The sequence below is a fragment of the Rhodococcus sp. K11/5 genome, assembly GCF_055193735.1.
Window position 1 is genome coordinate 2,213,800 of the sequence record NZ_CM143721.1, and the last position, 22,204, is coordinate 2,236,003.

The window sequence follows — 22,204 nt, forward strand, 5'->3', positions numbered from 1 at the left end:
TGCGCAAGCGGAGCTCGGGCGCAATGTGAGGTGTCTTGTCGTCCGCAGAAAGAATGCGGCGAAATTTGTGCCATATCGAAAAACTGGACGGTTCAGTCGAACCGCTCTGAACACTACGCCACCGGGTGCCGATCGGCCGAACGAGTGTGAGGCAGTCGACGTCCGACCTCTATTCGGACGGTACGACGTCGCGGCAGTCGTCGTCGGAGGGCTCAACCGTGATGACCGAACAGCCGCGACAGTTCGGTCAGCCAGGGAACGGCGACGTAGACGGTGGGCACCACGAGAATCGCGGCGGAGGCGAGGTAGGCGAACGCCGCCGTCGTGCGGTCGGTCTCGGGCGCGGCGAGGCGTTGGACACGGACCAGGGTGTCCGGTCCGCCGGCTGCGAGCGCGCCGCGCGGCGCGGACGATCCGGAGCAGGCCACCAACGCACGAGCCAGAGGCTTGGGTCCGGTGACTCGAACGGCGGAGTCGTCCGCCAACAGCTCGACGAGCAGTTCGACCGAGCCGAGGGCCGAGGTGCTGCGGACGACACGGGGGAACGCCTGATTGACCGCGACGAACGCCTCCAGCACCAGATCGTGCCGGGCGCGCAGGTGCGACCGTTCGTGCGCGAGGATGGCGTCCAGTTCCTCGCCGTCGAGGTTGGCGAGAGTGCCCTCGCTGAGCACGACCCGGTGTCGCAGACCGGGAAGGCAGTACGCCAGGGGAGCAAGGGTTTCCAGAACCCGCACATCCGCGCCGTGAGTGCCGGTGGCGGCGCCGCCGCGGTCGAGGAGGTCCACGAGCGTCCGGTGGCGGGAACGACGACGGCGCGTCTTGACCGCGACCATGGACGTCGCCCAGATGAGGCGAGCTCCGATGACCAGGGTCAACGCGAACACCGAGACGTACAGGATCCACAGAGGCAGTCCGAGTGCGTCGATCTCGGCCGTCGGCGCGGTCGTGGGGCGTCCGTCGCTGCCCGGAACCAGCAGTCGACTGGCGATGGCGAGACCGGAGCTGAAGGCGGAGAGAACGGCGGCGAGCGCGATGGCCTGCCACAACACCAGAGCCGCTCGCGGTGTGCGATGCGGCCAGGTGGCACGGGCGAGGAGCGCGGGTACGGGACCCGCGAGCAGCAACGCCAGTACGGCGAACGTCAGCGCGGTCGGTGCGTTCATGTCCTCATCGTCGGTCGTCGGCGGTCACCCGGGAACGGACCCGGGATCGTCCTTCGACTCCAATGCTGCCAGAGCGCTCCGCAGAGCGGCTGCCTCGTCGGCGCCGACCTGCCCCACGAAGTGCACCAGCGCGGCCGCGCGACCACCGGATCGGTCGGCTTGCTGCAGCGCGTCGACCATGAGGGACGCCACCAGTTCCTCACGGCCGTGTACGGGGGCGTAGCGGTGCGCTCGATCGTTGCGCTGCTGGGTCACCAGCTTCTTCTTCGCCAGACGTTGGAGGACCGTCATCACGGTGGTGTAGGCGAGCTCGCGTTGCCGGGCGAGGGCCTCGTGGACCTGGCGCACGGTCTGCGGGTCCGAACTCGACCAGAGGTGTTCCATCACTGCTCGTTCGAGTTCGCCCAGGCCTGCCATTCGGCACATCTTACGGGCACTCCGACACAATTGCGTACTACGCATGGTAGGAGCGTGGCGCTGTGTGTCGCCCGCGTCCGAGAGTGGCCGACCCGCAACGCGGTTATCGTTGCGTCCGTGGCGATTCTCGATGCGTCGTTGATCAGTGGACCCCTACCGTTCGGCGTGGCCGCGGCGGGAGTTCTCGGGATTCTGTGGCTGGTCGCGGCGAGGCGCCGCAGACACCTCACCGTCGTGGTGCCGGTGGCCTCGGCTTCGGCGGCGTCGATCACGGTGCTCGCCTGGTTCGTGATCGAGCGGGTCTGGCGACCGTTCCCCGATCCGATCGAGACCGCCGTGTACGTGTGGATCGGCGTCGCGGTGTTCGCGCTGGCCACGGTGGTCCCCCGGTCGATCGTCGCCCGTCGGTGGTGGACCAGGATCCTGAGCGTCGCCGCAGCGGTCGCCGTGGTCCTCGCGGTGAGTCTGCAGGTCAATTCGGTGTTCGACGCGTACCCCACCGTGCGTACGGCGTTGGGCGTCGCTCCGGCCGGCGAGGTGAGCCTGCAGGACGTGTCCGGTCGCTCGTCCGATCCGATCACTGCGGACCCCCTCCAGTCGGTGTGGACGCCGCCGGAGAATCTGCCGACCGGGGGACGGTTCTTCGAGGCTGCGGTACCGGCGACGGCGTCGAATTTCGTCGCGCGCGACGCGATCGTCTATCTCCCCCCGGCGTACTTCGCACCGCAGCGTCCTCTGCTGCCCGTGCTGGTTCTCCTCGCGGGCCAGCCGGGGTCGCCCGAGGACTGGCTGAACGGCGGAACTCTGGTGAAGACGATGGACGGCTTCGCGGCCGACCACGGCGGCCTCTCGCCGATCGTCGTGGTGGCCGACGGCACCGGTTCCCTCACCGCGAATCCGCTGTGCGTGGACTCGCCGCTCGGCAACGTGGCCACGTATCTCTCGACGGACGTTCCCGACTGGGTGACCTCGACCCTGCAGGTCGACGAGAACCGTGCGCATTGGGCGATCGGCGGGCTGTCCTACGGGGGAACGTGCGCCATGCAGATGGCCACGAATCATCCGGAGACCTACCCCACCTTTCTGGTGCTCTCCGGCCAGGCGGAGCCGACGCTCGGAGACCGCGAACGCACTCTCGACGCTGCGTTCGGCGGGAGCGCGGAGGCGTTCGCCGCGGTCGATCCGCTGGATCTGATGGCGTCGCGACGGTATCCGGATTCCGCCGGGGTGTTCGTGGTGGGTGAGAGCGATCCGGAGTACCGCGACGCCGCGCAGCGGCTGTTCGCGGCAGCACAGGCCGCGGGCATGGACGTGCAGTACGTCGAGGTACCGGGGGGTCACAGCTTCGAGGTGTGGTCGGCCGGATTGCAGAAGGAGATCGGGTGGCTGAGCGAGAGAATGGGGATCGTCTCATGACCGGCGGCACCACGGATTCGGCGGCGAGCGCCTCCACACCCACGTCCACGGACCGCACACCGGACGACGGTGCGGTCGACCGTCTGCGTACAGCGCTCGCCACGTGGTGGCTCGCCGTGCGTCGTCAGTCGGTGCGGCTGGGCTCGTTGGTACTCACCGGCGCCCGACGCGCGCCGGTGAGCATCACGCTGTTGGCGCTGATGTGGGGGGCGATCGCGGTGATCGCCGCGACCACCCGCAGTTACCGCAGTTTCGTCCACCACCATCTCGCGACCGGTCTGGTTCCGATCGAGGACCTCCGGTTGTGGACACCCCTGACCTCGGGTCTGCTTCCGGTCGGTGTCCTGGCGGCGATCGTGGCCACCGGTCTGTTCCTGGTGGTCGCGGCGCCGGTGGAACGCCGTACCGGATCGAGGAAGTTCGCCCTGGCCGTCGTCGTCACCCAGATCGGCGGGACCCTGCTGGGAATCGTGCTGGCCGGTGTGGGCCGGCTGTTCGACGAGAGCTGGGGTTTCCAACTCCACCTGGGAGTGACGTCGGGGCCCACGGTCTGGATGCTCGGTGTACTCGCCGCGGCGAGCGCGACCATGACCACGTTGTGGCGCCGACGCGTCCGCGTCGGGCTGACCGCGCTCACCGTGGCGATGGCGTTGTTCGGTGGGCATCTCGGTGACGTCACGGCGTTCGCCGGTGTGGTGGTGGGTCTGCTGGTGGGGCCGGCTCTGATCGGTCGGTCCCCGCGGGCACAGCGGCTCGCGGGGACTCGCCGCGAAAGTCGAGTTCTCGTGGCACTCGTCGTGGCGGCGAGCGCGATCGGACCGATGATCGCGGCGTTCTCACCCCACGCCGTGGGGCCGTTCGCCGTTCTCCGGGAACTCTTCCGCAGCCAACCGTGGACCGTCGACGAGGTGTCCTTGGTCTGCGACACCTTCCCCGGATCGGCCGACTGCCGGCGGGGGCTGTTGGATCTGCGGCTCGGTGGCATCGGACCGGTGGTCGCCAGCGTGCTGCCCTCGGTCTACCTGCTGGTGATCGGTGACGGGCTCCGTCGCGGTCGTCGGTTCGCGTGGATCGCCGCGGTCGTGGCGCAGGTGGTGTCGATCGCCCTGGCTGCCGGCAACTACCTGATCCGGTTCGTGCCCGACACCGACCGGGCGACGGTGTTCTACGGAGGGGGAGAGGCCAATCTCTACCGGACCGCCGTGCCCTTCCTGGTTCCGCTTCTGGTGCTGATCGTGTTGACCGTCACACGCCGCTCGTTCGACGTGCGAGCGCCGCGCGGCACCTACCGTCGTATGGCCACGGTGCTCGGCGTGGGGGTTCTGGTACTCGGCGCCGTCTACGTCGCGGTCAGTTCCGCGGTGCGCGAGCAGTACGACGGCACCCCGACCGTGCTCGGACTGATCCTGGACTTCCCGCAGCGGCTCGTTCCCCCCGTTCTGCTGCAGTGGTTCGACCCGCCCTTTCTGCCGAACAGCGCCGTCACGACGTTCTTGTACGAGTGGACGGGAATCGCGTTCTGGTCGGCGGCGATCCTGCTCACCGTCGGATCGTTCGTGAAGCCCGCCTACGGGGCCGACACCGAGGGCACCGAACGGGCACGAGCTCTGCTGAGCGCGAGCGGCGGCAGTGCGTTGTCGTGGATGACCACCTGGCGCGGGAATCGGTACTGGTTCGCCCCCGACGGTCGCAGTTACGTCGCTTTTCGCGTCGTGTCCGGCATCGCACTCACCACCGGCGATCCGGTGGGACCGGCAGACCGTCGACGGGACACCGTTGTCGGATTCTCCGAGTACGCGGCGGCCAACGGGTGGAGCCCGTGCTTCTACTCGGTCACCCCGGCGGTGGCCGCGATCACGGCGGAGCTCGGCTGGTCGACCCTGCAGGTGGGGGAGGAGACGGTCCTGCCGCTGACGAATCTCGCGTTCACCGGCAAGAAGTTCCAGGACGTGCGCACCGCGGTGAATCGAGCGAAGAAGGCGGGTGTGGCCGCCGAGTGGGTGCGCTTTCCCAGTGCGCCGCTGGCGATCACCGATCAGATCACCGCCATCTCGGAGGAGTGGGTGGCGGACAAGGGAATGCCGGAGATGGGATTCACGCTCGGCGGACTCGAGGAGGTCGACGACCCGCAGGTGCGTGTCCTCGTCGCCGTCGACGAGAGTCGGACCGTACACGGGGTCACGTCCTGGATGCCGGTGTACCGCGACGGCGAGATCGTGGGATGGACACTCGATTTCATGCGTCGTCGAACGGAGGGGTTCCGCCCGGCCATGGAGTTCCTGATCGCGTCGGCCGCGCTGTCCCTGCAGGAAGAGGGGTACGAGTTCCTCAGCCTGTCCGGCGCGCCGCTGGCGAAGGTGGGTGACCCGACCGAGGAATCGATCGAGGCGTCCACGCTGTCCGCGGTCCTCGAACGGCTGCTCGACGTCGTGGGTCGCACGCTGGAACCGGTCTACGGATTCCGCTCGCTCCTGGCGTTCAAGTCCAAGTTCCAGCCGGTGTACGAGCCGATGTACATGGTTTTCCCCGACCCCGCCGCCCTGCCGAGCATCGGCAACGCGATCGGCCGGGCCTACCTCCCGGACGTCTCGCTGGGTCAGGGAGTCCGGCTGGTCAGAACGATGATGGCGCGATGACCGGAGCCGCGACCGGACCCACCCGGTCGTAGACGTGCCGGGTGCCGATCGGGACCACCAGCGGTCGATCCGACACGGGGTCGTCGATCACGGCGGCGGACAGCCCGAACACGTCGAGCAACAATTTCTCGGAGATGATCTCCGAGGGAGTCCCACTCGCGACGACGGCGCCCTCGTGCATGACGACGAGGCGATCGCTGTAGCGAATCGCGAGATTGAGGTCGTGCAGCACCATGACGACGGTGCGCCCCATGTCCTCGTGCATGCGATCGACGAGGTCGAGCACCTCGATGGAATGCGCGAGGTCGAGGTAGGTCGTCGGCTCGTCCAGCAGCAGCACGTCCGTGCCCTGCGCCAGCGCCATCGAGATCCATGCCCGCTGCCGCTGGCCTCCGGAGAGTTGGTCGACCGGGCGTTCCGCCAGATCCTCGATGCCGGTGAGGGCGAGCGCGCGCGCCACCTCGGACTCGTCGTCGCGTGACCACTGCCTGATCCAGGACTGGTGAGGGTGCCGTCCGCGGGCGACCAGATCGGCGACCGTGAGCCCCTCGGGAGCGATGGGGGACTGCGGCAGCATTCCGAGGGTTCGCGCCACCTCGCGGGTCTTCATTCCGGCAATCGCCTTGCCGTCCAACGTCACTCGACCTTCGCGCGGGGAGAGCAGCCGGCCCAGCGTCCGCAGAAGGGTGGACTTGCCGCAGCCGTTGGGTCCGATGACGGTGGTGATCACACCGGTGTGGATCTCGAGGTCGAGTCCGTCGATGATGATGCGATCGCCGTAACCGACAGAGATGTTCTCGGCCGCGAGTCGATGAGCGGGGGTCGTCGGCGACACGGGAGTCTCGGGCTGTGCGCTCATATCGACGCCTTTCTGTTGACGCGAATCAAGAGGTAGAGCAGGAACGGCCCACCCAGGGCCGAGGTCACGATGCCCACCGGCAGTTCGACCGGGAGCACGGTACGGGCGACGAGGTCGCCGCCGACCACCAGGATCGCGCCGCACAGGGCGGACGCGATCAGCGGCGGCTCGGGGGCGCGGAGGAGACGCAGCGCGACCTGGGGCGCAGCGAGCCCGACGAACCCGATGGGTCCGGCGACGGCGGTTGCCACGGCCGCGAGTGCAACCGAGACGAACAGGAGCACGGCTTCGGAAGCCTGCACGTTCACGCCGAGGGAGCGGGCGGTGTCGGGTCCGAGGCGCAGTGCCCCGAGGCGGAAGGACAGCACCACCGACAGCAGCCCCAGCGCCGCCACGGCGAACAGGACCGGCCAGACCTGCGACCACGTGGCACCGGAGAGTGTCCCGGTGAGCCAGAGCTGGGCTCGGGAGACGTCGTTGATGTCGGCGTTCACCAACATCCAGCTGACCATGGCGATGAGCATGGCGTTGACGGCGATTCCGATGAGAATCAAGCGCATTCCCTGCGTCCCCCCGCGCCAGGCCAGACCGTAGATCACGAATGCGGTCAGGAGCCCGCCGATCAGGGCCGCGACGGGAAGACCCAGGGTGGCGAGGATGCCGACGAACGTGCCACCCCCGCTGATCACGATCAACGTGACCGCGGCAACGCTCGCGCCGGACGTGATGCCGAGGATGTCCGGGCTGGCGAGGGAGTTCCGCGTGATCGACTGCATGATCGCGCCGGACACGGCCAGCGCCGCACCGACGAGCAGTCCGGTGAGTGCGCGGGGAAGCCGCAGTTCGGTCACCACGAACCGTTCGATCCGTTCGCCGCCGCCGACCAGCACCCGGATGACGTCGGGCACGGAGATCGGGAAGTCTCCGCGTCCGATGTTCAGGCAGAAGATCACGAACAGGGCGGCGGCGAGCGCCGTCGTGATCACGATGCGCACCGGGCGCCGAACAGTGGAGAAGCCGCCGAGGCGGAACGCCGGTCGGCCGGGGACGTGACCGGAGTTGCGATCGGGGGCCGGGGAGGTTCCGGCGGGGAGGTCGACGGTCATCAGATGGACACCAGCTTGCGTCGGCGCACGACGGCGACGAAGAACGGTCCACCGATGAGCGCGAGCACGATGCCGACCTGGAGTTCGCCGGGACGCACCACGATGCGTCCGATGACGTCCGCCAACACCAGGAGTACACCGCCGAGGACACCGGCGAACGGGAGCAGCCAGCGATAATCGGGCCCGGTGATCGCACGAGCGACGTGGGGGACGACGAGGCCCACGAACGCGATGGGTCCGCACGCCGCCGTGGCCGCACCCGTCAGCAGCGTGATCGCCACGATGCCCACGACCCGGGTGAGGGCGATGTTGGTGCCGAGGGACCTCGCGACGTCGTCGCCGAGGCTGAGGGTGTTCAGGCTCGGCGTGCCGGCCACCGCGAGGAGGACACCGACGACGATGAACGGCAGGACCGTCCACAGGATGTCGGTGCCCCGCCCGGCGACGGACCCCACCACCCAGAAGCGGTACCCGTCGAGGGTCGTCTGATCGAGGAGGACCACGGCGTTCGTCATGGCCTGCAGGAAGAACGCCACGGCGGCGCCTGCGAGAGCGAGGCTGAGCGGATTCGCCCGGCCGTTCCCCAGGGACGCGGAACCGAAGACCACCACCGACGCCAGTGCGGACCCGGCGAAGGCGAACCACAGGTAGTCGCCCGGAGAGGTGATTCCGAGCAGGAAGATGGCCATCACGACGAAGAAGGCCGCACCGGCATTGAGGCCGAGCAGGCCGGCGTCGGCGAGAGGGTTGCGGGTGTGACCCTGGATCAGGGCACCGGCGATACCGAGGGCGATGCCCACGATCAATCCGAGCGCGGTCCGGGGGAGTCGCAGGGACTGCACGATGACGTCCGTGTCCAGGCCCGTCGGGGTCACGAGGGCGTGGTAGATGTCGGCGAAGGTGAGGGGACGCGCACCGACGGCGATGCTCATGAGGACGACCACGACCACGGCGACGCCGAGAACCAGAAGCCCGACGATGCGTCGGCGTCTCGTCGCGGCCATGGAGGTGTCCGGGTGGATCGGTTCGAATCCGTCGGCGGCGGCGATCGACACCCGGACCACCTCGCATCGGTCGCGGTGCCACAGTGCTCGGCGGAGACCGACGGCGTCGCCGGAATCGGCGTCGCGGAGAACCAGAGCGAGTAATTGTTTGCCGACGCTCTGACCGCTGCGACCGTCGCGAAGACCACGGTTCCACACGACGACGCCGACGGTGACGACGACCGCGAGCCCGCCGAAGACGAACCTGTCGATCTGGCCGCCGCCGCTCGCGTCGCGGAGCGAGAGCACCACGATCGCGCCGATCAGCAGGGGCAGGACTCCGACAGCGACGTCGATCGCGGCCGCGGCGGCGCGCGTCCCGCGACCGGGAACGCTGCTCGCACGGTCGGCGACGGAGTAGTCCCGATCGGGCCGCAGGCGAGCGCCCACGTTCGGTTCCGGAAGTGCCGCCGGCTGCGGGTGGTCGGATGCCGTATCGGTCACCGTCGGTCCACCTCGCTCTTCGTCGTTGTCGATCCAGCACTGCACGGGTCAGGTTACGCAAGCCTAACCCCGCGGCGGATGCAACGACGAGAGTGTGGGCGCCCTGTTCGGCTCGCTGTGATCCACCCCACAAAGCGGTATCACACATCTTGGTAAGGCTTACCTTATTCATTCCGGAAGACGAGATCCACGTCGACGAGGTGGGGAGCGAGGGCGATGCAGGCGATGGGCGACACAGGGCCGAGCTGCTCGATCGGGAGTGAACGGGCCGGCGCGGCCACGTGGCCGACGATCGACTCCGACACGATGCGGCGTCGCCGTGCCGCCGGCGCCCGGTTCGCCGGGCTTGCGGCGGGGCTGCGCGATCTGGATCCGGACGCGCCGCGGATGTACGCCGTCGCCGACCTCGCGCTGCAGTCGAAGCGACGCTGGTGGCCGCTGATCGACGGAGCCACGTCCGGCCGGTTCGAGGCCCTGTGCGACCGCGTCCGGACGGATCACGACCGATCCGACGTGGTGATCGACCTGGTGGCGACGGCGCTCGTGCATGCCGTGGTCGGGCGCGTCGCATCGGCGTACGTGGGGTTCGGATACGCGTGGGATCCGGGGGTCGAGAACTTGTGGCTACACCTGGACAGCGATGTCGGCATCGACTGGGCGGGAGTGGCCGATCCACGACTGCGAGCCGTTGCGGGCGCATCGGGCACACGGACCGACGGTGTCGTGGACATGCCGTGCGAGGACGCCCTCGTGGTGTGGATCGCACATCGCTGCGTGACGTCGCTACGCCTGGTGGAGGAAGCCCTGTCGGAGTTCGGCCCGGTCGACGGTCGCCGCTTCCGTCGCACCGTCGGTGACAGCGTGCTCGGGACGGCCTCGCGAGTGCCTGCGCTGGCAGGCCTGGATTCCGACGTCGGCTGGCGGCGCGGTCAGCACTTGATCGACGCGTTCGGCAATGTCGGGTACCCGATACGCGGCCGGCAGGATCCACGTGACTTAGGGCAGCCTGTCCTATACAGTCGTCCTCGGTCACGTCGTCGGATCGTGCAGATGTCCTGAGGGCTGCAGCGACAGGCCGATCCGTGCCACGGCGGGTCTCGCGGTATCCGTACCGCGGGACCCGCCGCTTTTTTGTGGTGTCGCAGTTTGGTCTACTTGCGGGCACGGTGCGGACGACCGCACCGACCACTGCAGACGACGGGATCCACGTGACGAACTCCGCATCCGACCAGGAGATGAAGGCACTGCTCGACACCGGTTTCTCGAAGGTGATCGGCCTTCGGTTCGACGAGGTGACGGCGGATCGAGTCACCGCCTCGTACACCGTGACACCGGAGCTGCTGCAGCCGTTCGGCATCGTGCACGGTGGCGTGCACTGCGCCGTCGTGGAAAGTCTCGCGAGCACGGGCGGGGCCGTGTGGTTGGGGGATCGCGGGCACGTGGTCGGAGTCAACAACAACACCGATTTCCTCCGTGCGGCCAGCAGCGGAGTGCTCACCGCCGAGGCGCTACCGATTCACCGCGGGCGACGTCAGCAGCTCTGGTCGGTCGTCATCACCGACGAGACCGACCGCACGATCGCGCGCGGCCAGGTGCGCCTGCAGAACATCACGGACGGCGACGGGCTCGGCGCACCGACCGCCTGACTTTCCTCCGCGACACGACGACGGCCCCCAGACACGACGACGGCCCCCAGACACGACGACGGCCCCCCGAGGAGTCGGGGGGCCGTCGTGAGTCGTGGAAGTCAGCTTGCGCGGGTTGTCGACTCCGCAGTCGCGGACTTCGCACCCTTCGCGGTGTCGTCCACATCCGGTACCGCGCCGGTGGCGGCCCGTTTCTCCGCGCCGCCCTGCTGTGCGTCTCTCCCGCTGTCGTCCATGGCGGTGCTGGACTCGGCATCGGCGGATTTGTCCGTGGCCTCGATGGTCCGGGTCGGCAGCGAGACCGAGTCGACTCGGTTCTCTTTTTCCAGCGTGTTCAGCTGTTCGATCGCCAGCCGCGCGAACACCTGCTGCTCCGTGGACGCCATCTGGGCGCGACCTCGCCCGAGGAATGTGACGAACCAGGAGATGACCGTGGTCAACCGGTTGCGGTAGCCCACCTGGTAGAAGAGGTGCAGCCCGAGCCAGGCGACCCAGGCGATGAATCCACCGAACTCGAGCTTGCCCACCTTGGCCACGGCACTGAACCGCGAGACGGTGGCCATCGAGCCCTTGTCGAAGTAGGAGAACGGCTTGCGCTGCGTCGGGTCGGCACCGTCGAGCGACGCCTTGATCTGCTTCACCGCGTACTTGGCGCCCTGGATGGCTCCCTGAGCCATACCCGGCACGTCCTTCACCGACATCATGTCGCCCACGACGAACACGTGGGGATGTCCCTTGACCGTGAGGTCCGGCTCGACGATCACGCGGCCGGCGCGATCGACCTCGGTACCGTCGGACTGGTCCGCGAGTTGCTTTCCCAGCGGACTGGCCTGCACACCGGCCGACCACACCTTGCACTGAGCTTCGATCCGGCGCTCGGAACCGTCCTTGTCCTTCACGGTGAGACCGTCGTTGTCCACGCCCGTGACCATCGCGTTGAGCTGGATGTCGACGCCGAGCTTCTCCAGCCGACGCTGGGCCTTGAGTCCCAGCTTCTTGCCCATGGGGGGAAGTACGGCGGGGGCCGCGTCCAGCAGGATGACCGTCGCGTCGCGCGGGTCGATGTTGCGGAACGCGCCGTCGAGGGTGCGGTCCGCGAGTTCCGCGATCTGGCCGGCGAGTTCGACACCCGTGGGTCCGGCTCCCACCACGACGAAGGTCATCAACCGCTTCCGCTCGGCCTCGTCGGTCGACAGTTCTGCCTGCTCGAAGGCACCCAGGATCCGACCGCGCAGCTCGAGGGCGTCGTCGATGGTCTTCATTCCCGGAGCGAACTCGGCGAAGTGGTCGTTGCCGAAGTAGGACTGCTGGGCACCGGCCGCGACGATCAGGCTGTCGAACTCGGTGACGGTCTCGCGTTCGAGCAGGCGGGAGGTGACCGTCTTGTTGGCGAGGTCGATGGACTCGACGTCACCCATCAGCACCTCGGCGTTCTTCTGCTTGCGCAGGATGACGCGGGTGGCCGGGGCGATCTCACCGACGGAGAGAATGCCGGTCGCGACCTGGTACAGCAGCGGCTGGAACAGGTGATGCGTGGTGCGTGCGATGAGCGTGACGTCGACGTCGGACCCCTTGAGACCCTGCGTGCCGAAAAGTCCGCCGAAGCCAGAACCGATGACGACGACGCGATGACGCTTCTTCTCGTTCGTCTGTACGCTCATGAACTCGCTCCTCAGATTGTCTTGTCTACGCCCCAACGGTAGTCGCACCACGGGTGGGCGTCTTCGCGAGGTTCGCTCGCCGGTCCCGTCCATTCATTGAAACGGCTCGATCGGTCTTCCTGTTCCCGGACCGAGCCGACTCGCGCGTGCACACAATGCACCGAAGCCGCCGCGGCGCCGAATCGTGTGTGACCGCCGACGAGAGGATCGACCCCGATGCGCCTGGCCGTGCACTATCCCTATTTCACCCTGCCCGGCGGCAACGCGGCCATGGCCGGTCTGTTGTCCGACACGGCCGTCGCCGCCGAAGAGGGCGGGTGTTCGATGTTCACGCTGATGGACCACTGGTTCCAGATGGAGAACCTGGCCACGGCGCACGATCCCATGCTCGAGGGCTACACCGGCCTCGGCTTTCTCGCGGGACGCACGTCGTCCATTCGACTGGGCCTGCTCGTGACCGGGGTGACGTACCGGCATCCCGGTCTGTTGGCGAAGACCGTCACCACGGTGGACGTGCTCTCCGGTGGTCGGGCTGTGCTGGGTATCGGAGCCGCGTGGTACGAGCGCGAGCACCTGGGCCTCGGGGTTCCGTTCCCCTCCACCGCAGAACGCTTCGAACGACTCGAGGAGGCGGTGCAGATCACGAAGCAGATGTGGAGCGAGGACGACGGTCCCTTCCACGGACGCCACTACACCCTCGCCGAAACCATCTGCGAACCCAAGCCCGTGCAGTCGTCGTTGCCGATCATGATCGGGGGATCGGGGGAGAAGAAGACCCTGGCCTTCGTCGCGAAGTACGCGGACATGTGCAATCTGTTCGCCCCCGACCAGGCCACCGTGGCCCACAAGCTCGATGTGCTCCGCGGTCATTGCGACCGTGTGGAGCGAGACCACCGACAGATCGAGAAGACGATCATCACCGGACTCGATCCGGAGGCCGACGAGGCCGAATTCCTCCGCGAGATGCAGGGCTACGCCGATCTCGGGGTGGACACCGTGTGTATTTCGCCGCACGGGGACGATCCCGCCGGATTCATCGGACGAGTCGCGAGTCGCATCGTCGCACCACTGAAGGAGATGAACTGATGGAGTTGCAAGGCCACGCCTTCCTGATCACGGGCGCCACGGGTGCACTCGGATCACGTATCGCACGCCGGCTCGTCGACGGGGGTGCGTCCGTGACACTGTCCGCGCGGTCTCGGTCTGCCCTCGAATCGCTGGAGATCGAGTCCGCTCACCTCGTCGAAGCCGAGCTCACCGAGCCCGACGCGCCGCGAGCGCTGGTCGATGCGGCCGCGAAGCATCACGGCCGACTGGACGGAATCGTCGCCGCATCGGGCATCGTCGCGTTCGGCCCGGCGGCCGAGGTCGACGACGACACCGTCGACGATCTGATCCTCGTGAACCTGTTGGCGCCGCTGCGGCTGTTCCGCCGGGGCCTGTCCACGGTGGGTTCCGGGGGCGTCCTGGTCAACATCAGTGCGGTGGTCGCCGAGAAACCGGTCGGTGGGATGGCGGCCTACAGTGCGGCGAAAGCGGGAGTGAGCGCGTTCTCGGCTGCGGTTCGACCGGAGGCGCGTCGGGCCAAGATCAGGATTCTCGACGTGCGGCCGCCGCACACCGAGACGGGGCTCGCAGACCGGGCCGTGGCCGGAACGGCTCCGAAGATGCCCACCGGGCTCGATCCGGACGCGGTGGCCGAGCGCATCGTCGCCGCGATCACGGGCGACGAGACGGACGTGTCGAGCTCAGACTTCGGGTAGAAGGAACGCGGCCTCGCCCCGTCGCACGGCGCTGGGGGTCGCATCCCACCACCGCCGACACGCCCGCGTGAACGTCGACTGCTCGGCGAGTCCCACGGCGGCCGCGATCTGCGTCATCGGCATGTCGGTGGTGGTGAGATAGCGATGCGCTTCCTCGCGTCGCACCGAATCGACGATCGCGGCGAAACCGGTGTCCTCGGCGGCCAACCGTCGTTGCAGAGTGCGGGGGTGCAGCGCCAGCAGGTGCGCGGCGCCGGCGATGTGCGGTGCAGTGGTGCCGAGCGACTGTCGCACGATGGTGCGGACGCGCGGCGCGACGTCACCGGACGCGCACGAACCCTGCCGGGACAGGAACGCCAGCGCGAGTTGTCCCAGATTCGTGTCCCCGCCGTGCAACGGCCGCGCGGCCAGGCTGCTCGGAACGCGCAACAGGGCCGACGGTGCGCCCGTTTTCACCGCCACGCCGAAGAAGTTCTCGTACACCGAGATCGGCGCGGGGGGTACGTACGGCAGTTCCACCGACCGCAGTCCGTACGGGCCCCCCGTCAGCGCCAGGGTGGCGCGGTGCAGGAACCCGAGTCCGAGGTCGGTGCCCTGGACCGGTGCGGCGACACCGGGCCGTGTCCCGTAGCGCAGCGCGATCATGCCGGGAGTGCCGTAGGGATCGGGTTCGGCTCGGAGGGTCAGCGACTGCGCGTGGATGAACAGATAGCGCTCCGTGCACTCGAGTGCGTCGCCGATAGTCGACGAATTCTGGATGGCGAGCGCCAACGGCCCGAGCATGCCGAGATCCTGACGACGCGCCACGCGCAGTCCGAGATCGGGACACCCGAGTTCGGTCGACGCGATCTCCAGGACGGCGGCCATGGCGTGGTCCTCGACGAGGAGATCGTCGGCGTCCAGGGCTTCGAGTGGGAGGCCGGCGACGGCCGCGAAACGTTCGGCATCGCCACCGAGTTCGGCCACGGTGGCGCGAAACCCGCGCAGTCCTGCGGAACGAATGGCCGGCATGTCGCTCAGAGTCAACTAGTTGTCGTGCAGAGTCAAGCCACTGGTCCGCAGCATCGGGACAATGGAGATCATGACGACCACAACACCCCGTACCGACGCGCCCACCGATCTCGAGCACCTCGACGTCGTCGTCGTCGGTGCCGGTCTGTCCGGAATCGGTGCGGCGTACCGGATCTCGACCGAGTTTCCGGACAAATCGTGGGCCGTCCTCGAAGCGCGCTCCGCGCTCGGCGGCACCTGGGACCTCTTCCGCTATCCCGGCGTGCGGTCCGACTCGGACATGTTCACACTCGGGTACCCCTTCGCGCCGTGGCGGGACGCGAAATCCATCGCCGACGGGGCGTCGATCCTCGACTACATCGGCGACACCGCGAAGACCTTCGGCATCGAGGAGAAGATTCGCTACGACACCCGTCTGATCGACGCCGACTTCTCCACCGCCACCGGGCTGTGGACGTTGACCCTGTCCGTCGGCAGCTCCGACGCCGAACCCGAGACCCGGCAGATGACGTGCACCTTCCTGTACTGCTGCACCGGGTACTACAACTACGACCACGGATACAGCCCGACGTTCCCCGGCATGGAGGACTTCGACGGCGAGGTCGTACACCCGCAGTTCTGGCCGCAGGACCTCGATTACACGGGCAAGAAGGTGGTGGTGATCGGCAGCGGCGCGACGGCGGTGACCTTGGTACCGACGATGTCGCGAACGGCCGACCACGTGACGATGCTGCAGCGCACCCCCACGTGGATCAGTGCGGTGCCGGGCCGGGACAAGCGGGCCGACACGATCCGCAAGTTCCTTCCGCCCGCGTTGGCGCATCGCCTGATCCGGACCAAGAACATCCTGTTCTCGACGGCCTTCTATCAGTTCTGTCGACGACGCCCACAGGCCGCGCGCCGACTGCTGACCAACCTCTCCACCCGCATCCTGGGTGACGAGAAGTTGGTGGCCGAGCACTTCACGCCCACCTACGACCCGTGGGATCAGCGACTGTGCGCCGTTCCCGACGCCGATCTCTTCCGAGCGATGAAGAAGGGCAAGGCGTCCGTCGTCACGGCGACGATCGACCGGATCGTTCCCGGTGGCATCGCCCTGAACACGGGGGAGGTGCTCGACGCCGACATCATCGTCACCGCAACGGGACTGGAGCTGTTGGCTTTCGGTGGTATCGAGCCGCACGTCGACGGCCGCAAGGTCGAGTTGTCGGAGCAGTTCGTCTGGCAGGGCGCCATGATGACGGGAGTTCCGAACTTCGCGATCTGCATCGGGTACACGAACGCCTCGTGGACGCTTCGAGCCGACCTGACCTCGCGGCTGGTCTGCAAGGTGTTGCGCCATCTCGACACGCAGGACCTGGCCTACGTGGTGCCGTCACCTCGCGGTCCGCTCGAGGAGCGCCCGCTACTGGACCTGCAGGCCGGCTACGTTCAGCGGTCGATCGATGCCTTTCCGCGGCAGGGCGACCACGGACCCTGGCGCGTGCGTCAGAACTATCTCGTCGACTCCGTGACCACCCTGCGCGGCGACATCACCAAGACACTGAAGGGCACCCCGCGATCCGAGATCACCGCGGGCGCGCGGTGATCCGGACCGGCGGTGGTCACATGCTGCGGCCGATGATGGCCTGGTAGCGAGCGGGGAACAGGCGAGCGACGACATCGGCGGCGTGGGCCTCGGGGGCGATGAGCACCCGGCCCCGCCGCTTCTCGACGCCGTCGAGAATGCGGGTCGCAGCCTTGTCCGCGGGGTACTTGAGCAACTTCGCGAACGTGGCCTTGCCCGCGGCGATCTCGTCCGCGGAGGCGCCGCTGGCCGAGCCGGCGGTCTCGGCGATTCGCGTCTTGATGCCGCCGGGATGCACCACGGTCACGCCGATTGCCGGAGCGAGCTCGTGGCGCAGGCACTCGCTGAAGCCCCGGATGGCGAACTTGCTTGCCGCGTAGGCGGATTGGCCCGGGGGCGCGATGATTCCGAACAGACTGGAAATGTTGACGACGTGCGCGCCGCGCGACTGTCGCAGTGTGGGCAGCAGTCGCCGCGTCAGCTCCACGGGTGCACGGAAGTTGATGTCCATGACCGAGTCGAAGTCCGCGGAGCTCAACTGCTCGAACGAGCCTCCGAACGCGATACCCGCGTTGTTGATCAGAAGATCCACCGACGGGTTTCGAGTGAGCAGATCGTCCACGACGCCACCGAGGGAGTCGACGGCGGACAGATCGACCACGGTGGTGTCCACCTTCACGGTCGGCGACGAGGTGCCGACGGCGGTGGCCACGGCCTCGAGGCGGTCGGCGTCGCGATCGAGCAGCACGACGTTCGTTCCGCGACGGGCCAATTGGTGAGCCATCTGCTCACCCATCCCACTGGCCGCGCCGGTGACGACGGCGGTGGCTCCGGTGAAACGGAATGCGGATGCGCGGGGCATGACTTCTCCTACTGACGGAATCGGGCGAGCGGTGGACCGATCGAACGGCCCGGATGAACCCTGCCGCATCGGACCCCGACGGTCTTGTCCCTGCGCGACACCGTCGGGTGATCGAGATCGTGTTCGACCCCGCCCGACCCGGCTCGGGATCTACGGTGGCAATCATGACCGACCCGACACCCATGGCCACCGGCCGGATCACCGTCGCCGCACCCACGGCAACGGTGTACGACGCCGTCACCTCACTCGACGTACTCGCACAGCTCGCGGACGAAGCCGTGTCGATGCGGTGGATCGAGGGCTCGCGAGCTCGGGTCGGCGCCACGTTCGCCGGCCACAACCGCAACGGAATCCGGCGATGGACCACCACGTGCACGGTCGTCGACGCTGCCCCGGGGGAGCGGTTCGGTTTCGAGGTCACGTACGGCCCCCTGAACACGCCGATCGCCCACTGGCGCTACGACATCGCGGAGACCGAGACCGGGTGCACCGTCACGGAGTCGATGTGGGATCGCCGGCCGGCGTGGTTTCGCCGCATCGCGGGTGTGGCGACCGGTGTGTCCGATCGCGAACGGGTCAACGCCGAGCACATCGACGCGACTCTGCGGCGATTGAAGGCGCACGCGGAGCGCTGACGGCGGCGGTGGGTCGAGTGGATCGGCCAGGCGGTGAAGGTTAGGCTCTCCTTCATTCCGGGTCGGATCACGACCCATCGTCGAAAGGTTCGTACCTCCATGCGCTCCACCGCGGGTATCTCGGTCGCTGCTGCTCTCGTCGTCCTCGGATCGGTGGCGTGCAGTTCCGCCGCGACCGACGGCGCCGATGCCCCCACCGACGCGAGCGGCGCGTTTCCGGTCGAGGTGACCGACTCCTTCGGCACGGTCACCATCGACTCGGCCCCTCAGCGGGTGGTGACCGCCGGATTCAACGACCAGGACTTCGCTCTGGCCCTGGGTGTGACGCCGGTAGCCACGCGCGCGTTCACGGGATTCGACTACCAGGCCCGGCCCTGGGCGCAGGATCAGCTGGCGGGCAACACGATCGAGGAGATCGGCGCCGAACAGCTCGATCTCGAGGCCATCGCGGCCGCCGACCCCGATCTGGTCATGGCGACCTACGCGTACCTCGAGCCCGAGCAGTACGAGCAGCTCAGTGCGCTCGCGCCGACCGTCGGTGATCTCGAACCCGCCGACGGCGCCGAAGCCGCGTCGTGGCGCGAACAGCTCGCGGCCTACGGCACCGCGCTGGGCCGAATGGCCGAGGCCGAGCAGGTTCGCGACGACGTGGACGCTCGATTCGACGAGGCCCGCACGGAGAATCCGCAGATCGAGGGCCGCACGGCTGCCGTCGTCCTTCTGCTCGACGGAAGCTTCTACATCCTCGACGCGGGTGACCCGCGCAACCGATTCTTCACCGACCTCGGCTTCGAGACACCCGCCACCACCGGCACCGTCAGCCCCGAGCGCTACGACCTCCTCGATCAGGACAATCTGATCGTCCTGGGCGCCACGCCGGAGGATCTCGCGAACGACGCGTTGTTCCAGAACCTGGACGTGGTCACCGAGGACCGGACGGTCTACCTCGGAGAGTTCGGTACCGACGTGCCGTCCGCGGTCGGATTCGCCAGTCCGTTGAGCATGCCGTTCGCCATCGACGCGGTGACGCCGGCCCTCGCTCGGGCGACCGACGACGATCCGGCCACCGTCGTCGGCACGATCGACGGCTGACCCGAGTCCGTCAGGTGTGAAATCCGAGTTCGCGAGCGAGGATCGCGGCCTGCACCCGTGACGTGAGGTGCAACTTGGTCAGTACTCGGGACACATGCGTCTTCACGGTGGGCGGCGCCACTCGAAGCTCCATGGCCAGTTCGTCGTTCGACAGGCCGCGACCGAGCAGCGCGAAGACCTGCCGCTCTCGGTCCGTCAGATTCTCGAGTGCTTCGGGGGGTTCCGCGGGGGTGGGCGAGCGCACGAACCGATCGATCAGAGCGCGCGTGGCGCCGGGAGCCAACACCGAGCCGCCGTCGGCAACGGTGCGGATCGCGCCGACCACCTCGTCCGCCGATGCCGTCTTGATCAGGAACCCGGATGCGCCGGCGCGCAGCGCGCCGAACACGTACTCGTCCAGCCCGAACGTCGTGAGGATCAGGACCCGCGACGACGTGGTGGTCGTGATCCGGCGCGTGGCCGCGATACCGTCCAACTGCGGCATGCGAATGTCCATGACCACCACGTCGGGTCGATGGGTGCGGGTCGATACGACCGCGGACTCGCCGTTCTCGGCTTCGGCGACGACATCGATTCCGGCGCCGGTGGCCATCATCGCGATGCCGGACCTGATCGCAGCGTGATCGTCGGCGATGACGACGGAGACCCGACCGTCGCTCATCGAGCAGTGCTCGCGGAGTGCAACGGAAGGGTGGCGGTCACGGTCCACCGATCCTCGTCCGTCACGACGGTCAGGTCTCCACCGAGAACGCGCGCGCGTTCCGTCATGTTGCGCAGGCCGTGCCCGGATCCCGTGACGGTGTCCCGTCGGCGGTCGATTACCGTTCGATTGCACACCTCGAGGTGCAGGACATCGCACCGCTTCTCGACGCGGAGCGAAACATTTTCTCCCGGAGCATGTTTCACCGCATTGGTGATGGATTCGTGCACGATGCGGTACGCCGTGTGCTGGACGACGTTCGGTACGGCTGCGTCGTCGGTGAGCGCATCGACCCGAGCCTCGACGCTGTTTCCGGCGGCGCGGGCAGCGTCGAGCACGGTGTCGAGTTCGTCGAGACGCGGAGCGGTGCGGTGCGACCGGGCCTCGGTACGAACGGTTTCCACACCATCGGACTCGGGGTCGTCGGTTCCGTGCAGCAGATCGATCATCGTGCGCATCTCGGTCAGGGCGGCCACACTGCTCGATCGGATCGCAGCGAGCACTGCCCCCAGCTGTTCGTCGCCGCGCGCGGTGGGATTCGACCGTGCGGCTTCCGATTGAATCGCGATGGCGGACAGGTGACCGGCGACGATGTCGTGCAGATCGCGCGCCATCGTCGCGCGCTCGTGTGCGACCGCGGCAGCGCGATCCAGTTCGGCTGTGACGCGGTGGTTCTCGGCTCGTTCCTTCTCGGCAGCGGCGGTCTGTGCCCAGCGGCGGACCACCACCGCCCCCCAGACCGGAGTCCCGAAGAACAGGGCCACCACGATGCCGGCCGCGGCGGCGAGACCGACCGCATTCGTGGCCGTCCACACCACCACGATGGAGGCCAGTGCGGCCACGGCGACGAAACCGATCGTGGCGCGTCCGAGTCGCCGCCCGCCGTACAGCACTGCGGCGTAGACCACGTCGGACAGGACGATCCAGACGGGAACCGTGGGAGCGAGGGCGAGGTCGACGCCGAACGCCGCCAACCCCACGACGGATGCGGCGACGGGAGCGCGCCTGCGGAAGGCGTCCGCGCAGCAGATGACGGCGAGCAGCCCGACGCGGACACCCATCGGTGTGTCGGACGGTCCGGAACCGAGCTGGAACAGTCCGGCCCAGTACAGGACGACTCCGATCGCGAAGAATCCCAGTGCCAGCAGTACATCGGTGTGGCGGCGCATCACGGCGGACGGACTCACCGGCTCATCACAACACACCCGTGCTGCGGAGCGCGTCATCAGTAATGATGACGCTCGAATCATCGGTTCTTCCGACGACACCACGCTCGCGGTCGACCACAGTTCGATGTCATGGACCTCGCGCTGATCGGATCGTTGATCGCACTCGCTCTCGTGGACAGCACCAGCATCGGTACGTTGATCGTTCCGGTGTGGATGCTGTTGGCCCCCGGCCGACCACCGGTTGCTCGCGTGCTGCGTTACCTCATGGTGCTGGCGGGTTTCTACGCCGCGGTCGGGGCGGGGTTGCTGGCCCTCGCGCTGGTGGGATTCGAGCTCGGGTCCGAGGTGCTGCGTTCGCCCGCAGCGCTGTGGGTGCAACTGTTCTTCGGTGCGGGGTTGCTCGTCCTGAGCTTCCGCTTCGACTCGTCGAAGCAGCGGGAGCGCGGTCGGCCGAGCCGGGTGACCGCGTGGCGCGGGAAGCTCCTCGAGGGCGACGACTCCGGGTCGGTGGTCACGGTCGCCGTCGGCGCGGGAGTGGCCGAAATGGTGACGATGGTTCCGTACCTGGCCGCGATCGCCCTGCTGGTCCGTGCGGATCTGCCCGTGCCGGTCTCCGGCGGGTTGCTCGTCGGGTACTGCCTGATCATGGTCCTGCCGGCCCTGCTCTTGCTGGGTGCGCGACTGGTGGTGGGGAACGGGATGGACTCGGTCCTGCGACGGGTGGATTCGGTCATCGGTCGCTGGGCCGACAGCGCCGTGGGCTGGGCGCTGGGCATCGCGGGCTTCTTCATCGGGGCAGGCGCCGCGCACCAGCTGTTCGGCTAGTCTCACCCACTGTGACGACGACCCGCGACCGACTCCTGTTCATCACTGCCGTCGTACTGATGCTGGCCGGATTCCTGATCCGTATTCTCACCGACGCGTCGGGAACGCCGCTGTTGATCGCGGGCGTCGTGGTCGGCGTGCTGGGCCTCGTCGTGAAGTCTCGCGGCGGCCGGGACCGGTAGCGAC

At 68.0% G+C, this 22,204-nt stretch carries 21 protein-coding genes; 11 read left to right on the forward strand and 10 right to left on the reverse strand.

Annotation, left to right across the window (positions count from 1 at the left end):
• Positions 1–212: 212 nt before the first annotated feature.
• Positions 213–1,166 (reverse strand): M56 family metallopeptidase, encoded by a 954-nt coding sequence (locus ACY466_RS10555; protein ID WP_463245364.1) that lies wholly within the window; start codon positions 1,164–1,166, stop codon positions 213–215.
• Positions 1,167–1,190: 24 nt separating this feature from the next.
• Complete coding sequence (locus ACY466_RS10560) at positions 1,191–1,592, reverse strand: BlaI/MecI/CopY family transcriptional regulator (protein WP_463245365.1); 402 nt, start codon at positions 1,590–1,592, stop codon at positions 1,191–1,193.
• Positions 1,593–1,700: 108 nt separating this feature from the next.
• Between ACY466_RS10560 and ACY466_RS10565 the strand changes: the two genes are divergently transcribed.
• Together ACY466_RS10565 and ACY466_RS10570 are read left to right on the forward strand one after the other, a co-directional pair.
• On the forward strand, positions 1,701–2,999 hold the full coding sequence (locus ACY466_RS10565) for an alpha/beta hydrolase (protein ID WP_463245366.1): 1,299 nt from the start codon (positions 1,701–1,703) through the stop codon (positions 2,997–2,999).
• Positions 2,996–5,635 (forward strand): phosphatidylglycerol lysyltransferase domain-containing protein, encoded by a 2,640-nt coding sequence (locus tag ACY466_RS10570; protein WP_463245367.1) that lies wholly within the window; start codon positions 2,996–2,998, stop codon positions 5,633–5,635. Before ACY466_RS10565 ends, ACY466_RS10570 begins: the two co-directional genes overlap by 4 nt.
• Here the strand turns inward: ACY466_RS10570 and ACY466_RS10575 are convergent.
• From ACY466_RS10575 to ACY466_RS10585, 3 genes are read right to left on the reverse strand one after another with little or no spacing between them, the layout of a single operon-like run.
• Positions 5,613–6,494 carry an ABC transporter ATP-binding protein gene (locus ACY466_RS10575; RefSeq protein WP_463245368.1) on the reverse strand — a complete coding sequence of 294 codons (882 nt, stop codon included), beginning with the start codon at positions 6,492–6,494 and terminating at the stop codon, positions 5,613–5,615. The two genes, ACY466_RS10570 and ACY466_RS10575, sit on opposite strands and share 23 nt — an antisense overlap.
• A complete protein-coding gene (locus ACY466_RS10580) occupies positions 6,491–7,600 on the reverse strand; it encodes a FecCD family ABC transporter permease (protein WP_463245369.1) in 1,110 nt (369 codons plus the stop codon). The genes ACY466_RS10575 and ACY466_RS10580 overlap by 4 nt, the downstream gene beginning before the upstream one ends.
• Positions 7,600–9,033, reverse strand: coding sequence for a FecCD family ABC transporter permease (locus tag ACY466_RS10585; RefSeq protein WP_463252220.1), 1,434 nt, complete (start codon positions 9,031–9,033; stop codon positions 7,600–7,602). The genes ACY466_RS10580 and ACY466_RS10585 overlap by 1 nt, the downstream gene beginning before the upstream one ends.
• Before the next feature lie 360 nt (positions 9,034–9,393).
• On the opposite strand from ACY466_RS10585, the gene ACY466_RS10590 reads away from it, so the two are divergent.
• The gene (locus ACY466_RS10590; protein WP_463245370.1) at positions 9,394–10,146 is read left to right on the forward strand and encodes a hypothetical protein; all 753 of its coding nucleotides are present in this window, start codon (positions 9,394–9,396) and stop codon (positions 10,144–10,146) included.
• Positions 10,147–10,322: 176 nt separating this feature from the next.
• The gene (locus ACY466_RS10595) at positions 10,323–10,733 is read left to right on the forward strand and encodes a PaaI family thioesterase (RefSeq protein WP_463252221.1); all 411 of its coding nucleotides are present in this window, start codon (positions 10,323–10,325) and stop codon (positions 10,731–10,733) included.
• 101 nt (positions 10,734–10,834) lie between these two features.
• Here the strand turns inward: ACY466_RS10595 and ACY466_RS10600 are convergent, their stop codons facing one another.
• Positions 10,835–12,394 (reverse strand): NAD(P)/FAD-dependent oxidoreductase, encoded by a 1,560-nt coding sequence (locus ACY466_RS10600; protein ID WP_463245371.1) that lies wholly within the window; start codon positions 12,392–12,394, stop codon positions 10,835–10,837.
• Positions 12,395–12,610: 216 nt separating this feature from the next.
• Here ACY466_RS10600 and ACY466_RS10605 point away from each other — a divergent pair, with 216 nt between their 5' ends.
• Positions 12,611–13,480: an LLM class F420-dependent oxidoreductase gene (locus ACY466_RS10605; protein WP_463245372.1), complete on the forward strand. Its 870-nt coding sequence runs from the start codon at positions 12,611–12,613 to the stop codon at positions 13,478–13,480.
• Complete coding sequence (locus ACY466_RS10610; protein WP_463245373.1) at positions 13,480–14,157, forward strand: SDR family NAD(P)-dependent oxidoreductase; 678 nt, start codon at positions 13,480–13,482, stop codon at positions 14,155–14,157. The genes ACY466_RS10605 and ACY466_RS10610 overlap by 1 nt, the downstream gene beginning before the upstream one ends.
• On the opposite strand, the gene ACY466_RS10615 is transcribed toward ACY466_RS10610, so the two are convergent.
• Complete coding sequence (locus tag ACY466_RS10615) at positions 14,143–15,168, reverse strand: AraC family transcriptional regulator (RefSeq protein WP_463245374.1); 1,026 nt, start codon at positions 15,166–15,168, stop codon at positions 14,143–14,145. The genes ACY466_RS10610 and ACY466_RS10615 overlap by 15 nt on opposite strands.
• Before the next feature lie 70 nt (positions 15,169–15,238).
• On the opposite strand from ACY466_RS10615, the gene ACY466_RS10620 reads away from it, so the two are divergent.
• Positions 15,239–16,756, forward strand: a complete 1,518-nt coding sequence (locus ACY466_RS10620) for a flavin-containing monooxygenase (RefSeq protein ID WP_463245375.1) — start codon at positions 15,239–15,241, stop codon at positions 16,754–16,756.
• 16 nt (positions 16,757–16,772) lie between these two features.
• Here ACY466_RS10620 and ACY466_RS10625 read toward each other — a convergent pair whose 3' ends face one another.
• Positions 16,773–17,597, reverse strand: coding sequence for an SDR family NAD(P)-dependent oxidoreductase (locus ACY466_RS10625; protein WP_463245376.1), 825 nt, complete (start codon positions 17,595–17,597; stop codon positions 16,773–16,775).
• Between the two features lie 164 nt (positions 17,598–17,761).
• Between ACY466_RS10625 and ACY466_RS10630 the strand changes: the two genes are divergently transcribed.
• Positions 17,762–18,232 (forward strand): SRPBCC family protein, encoded by a 471-nt coding sequence (locus ACY466_RS10630; protein WP_463245377.1) that lies wholly within the window; start codon positions 17,762–17,764, stop codon positions 18,230–18,232.
• 99 nt (positions 18,233–18,331) lie between these two features.
• Positions 18,332–19,324: an ABC transporter substrate-binding protein gene (locus ACY466_RS10635; protein WP_463245378.1), complete on the forward strand. Its 993-nt coding sequence runs from the start codon at positions 18,332–18,334 to the stop codon at positions 19,322–19,324.
• Positions 19,325–19,334: 10 nt separating this feature from the next.
• Here the strand turns inward: ACY466_RS10635 and ACY466_RS10640 are convergent, their stop codons facing one another.
• On the reverse strand, positions 19,335–19,985 hold the full coding sequence (locus ACY466_RS10640; protein WP_463245379.1) for a response regulator: 651 nt from the start codon (positions 19,983–19,985) through the stop codon (positions 19,335–19,337).
• Positions 19,982–21,211, reverse strand: a complete 1,230-nt coding sequence (locus tag ACY466_RS10645) for a sensor histidine kinase (RefSeq protein ID WP_463245380.1) — start codon at positions 21,209–21,211, stop codon at positions 19,982–19,984. Before ACY466_RS10645 ends, ACY466_RS10640 begins: the two co-directional genes overlap by 4 nt.
• Before the next feature lie 111 nt (positions 21,212–21,322).
• Here ACY466_RS10645 and ACY466_RS10650 point away from each other — a divergent pair, with 111 nt between their 5' ends.
• Entirely contained in the window at positions 21,323–22,018 is a 696-nt protein-coding gene (locus ACY466_RS10650; RefSeq protein ID WP_463245381.1) for a GAP family protein, read from the forward strand.
• A gap of 11 nt (positions 22,019–22,029) precedes the next feature.
• Positions 22,030–22,200 carry a hypothetical protein gene (locus tag ACY466_RS10655; RefSeq protein ID WP_463245382.1) on the forward strand — a complete coding sequence of 57 codons (171 nt, stop codon included), beginning with the start codon at positions 22,030–22,032 and terminating at the stop codon, positions 22,198–22,200.
• Positions 22,201–22,204 lie beyond the last annotated feature (4 nt).

Excerpts from the sequence above, each read along its gene's own strand:
- ACY466_RS10630 (WP_463245377.1), top strand. The coding sequence starts at position 17,762 with ATGACCGACCCGACACCCATGGCCACCGGCCGGATCACCGTCGCCGCA.
- ACY466_RS10575 (WP_463245368.1), bottom strand. The coding sequence starts at position 6,494 with ATGAGCGCACAGCCCGAGACTCCCGTGTCGCCGACGACCCCCGCTCAT.
- ACY466_RS10555 (WP_463245364.1), bottom strand. The coding sequence starts at position 1,166 with ATGAACGCACCGACCGCGCTGACGTTCGCCGTACTGGCGTTGCTGCTC.
- ACY466_RS10600 (WP_463245371.1), bottom strand. The coding sequence starts at position 12,394 with ATGAGCGTACAGACGAACGAGAAGAAGCGTCATCGCGTCGTCGTCATC.
- ACY466_RS10625 (WP_463245376.1), bottom strand. The coding sequence starts at position 17,597 with ATGCCCCGCGCATCCGCATTCCGTTTCACCGGAGCCACCGCCGTCGTC.
- ACY466_RS10610 (WP_463245373.1), top strand. The coding sequence starts at position 13,480 with ATGGAGTTGCAAGGCCACGCCTTCCTGATCACGGGCGCCACGGGTGCA.
- ACY466_RS10605 (WP_463245372.1), top strand. The coding sequence starts at position 12,611 with ATGCGCCTGGCCGTGCACTATCCCTATTTCACCCTGCCCGGCGGCAAC.
- ACY466_RS10580 (WP_463245369.1), bottom strand. The coding sequence starts at position 7,600 with ATGACCGTCGACCTCCCCGCCGGAACCTCCCCGGCCCCCGATCGCAAC.
- ACY466_RS10570 (WP_463245367.1), top strand. The coding sequence starts at position 2,996 with ATGACCGGCGGCACCACGGATTCGGCGGCGAGCGCCTCCACACCCACG.
- ACY466_RS10635 (WP_463245378.1), top strand. The coding sequence starts at position 18,332 with ATGCGCTCCACCGCGGGTATCTCGGTCGCTGCTGCTCTCGTCGTCCTC.
- ACY466_RS10615 (WP_463245374.1), bottom strand. The coding sequence starts at position 15,168 with ATGCCGGCCATTCGTTCCGCAGGACTGCGCGGGTTTCGCGCCACCGTG.
- ACY466_RS10640 (WP_463245379.1), bottom strand. The coding sequence starts at position 19,985 with ATGAGCGACGGTCGGGTCTCCGTCGTCATCGCCGACGATCACGCTGCG.
- ACY466_RS10590 (WP_463245370.1), top strand. The coding sequence starts at position 9,394 with ATGCGGCGTCGCCGTGCCGCCGGCGCCCGGTTCGCCGGGCTTGCGGCG.
- ACY466_RS10620 (WP_463245375.1), top strand. The coding sequence starts at position 15,239 with ATGACGACCACAACACCCCGTACCGACGCGCCCACCGATCTCGAGCAC.
- ACY466_RS10650 (WP_463245381.1), top strand. The coding sequence starts at position 21,323 with ATGGACCTCGCGCTGATCGGATCGTTGATCGCACTCGCTCTCGTGGAC.
- ACY466_RS10595 (WP_463252221.1), top strand. The coding sequence starts at position 10,323 with ATGAAGGCACTGCTCGACACCGGTTTCTCGAAGGTGATCGGCCTTCGG.
- ACY466_RS10560 (WP_463245365.1), bottom strand. The coding sequence starts at position 1,592 with ATGTGCCGAATGGCAGGCCTGGGCGAACTCGAACGAGCAGTGATGGAA.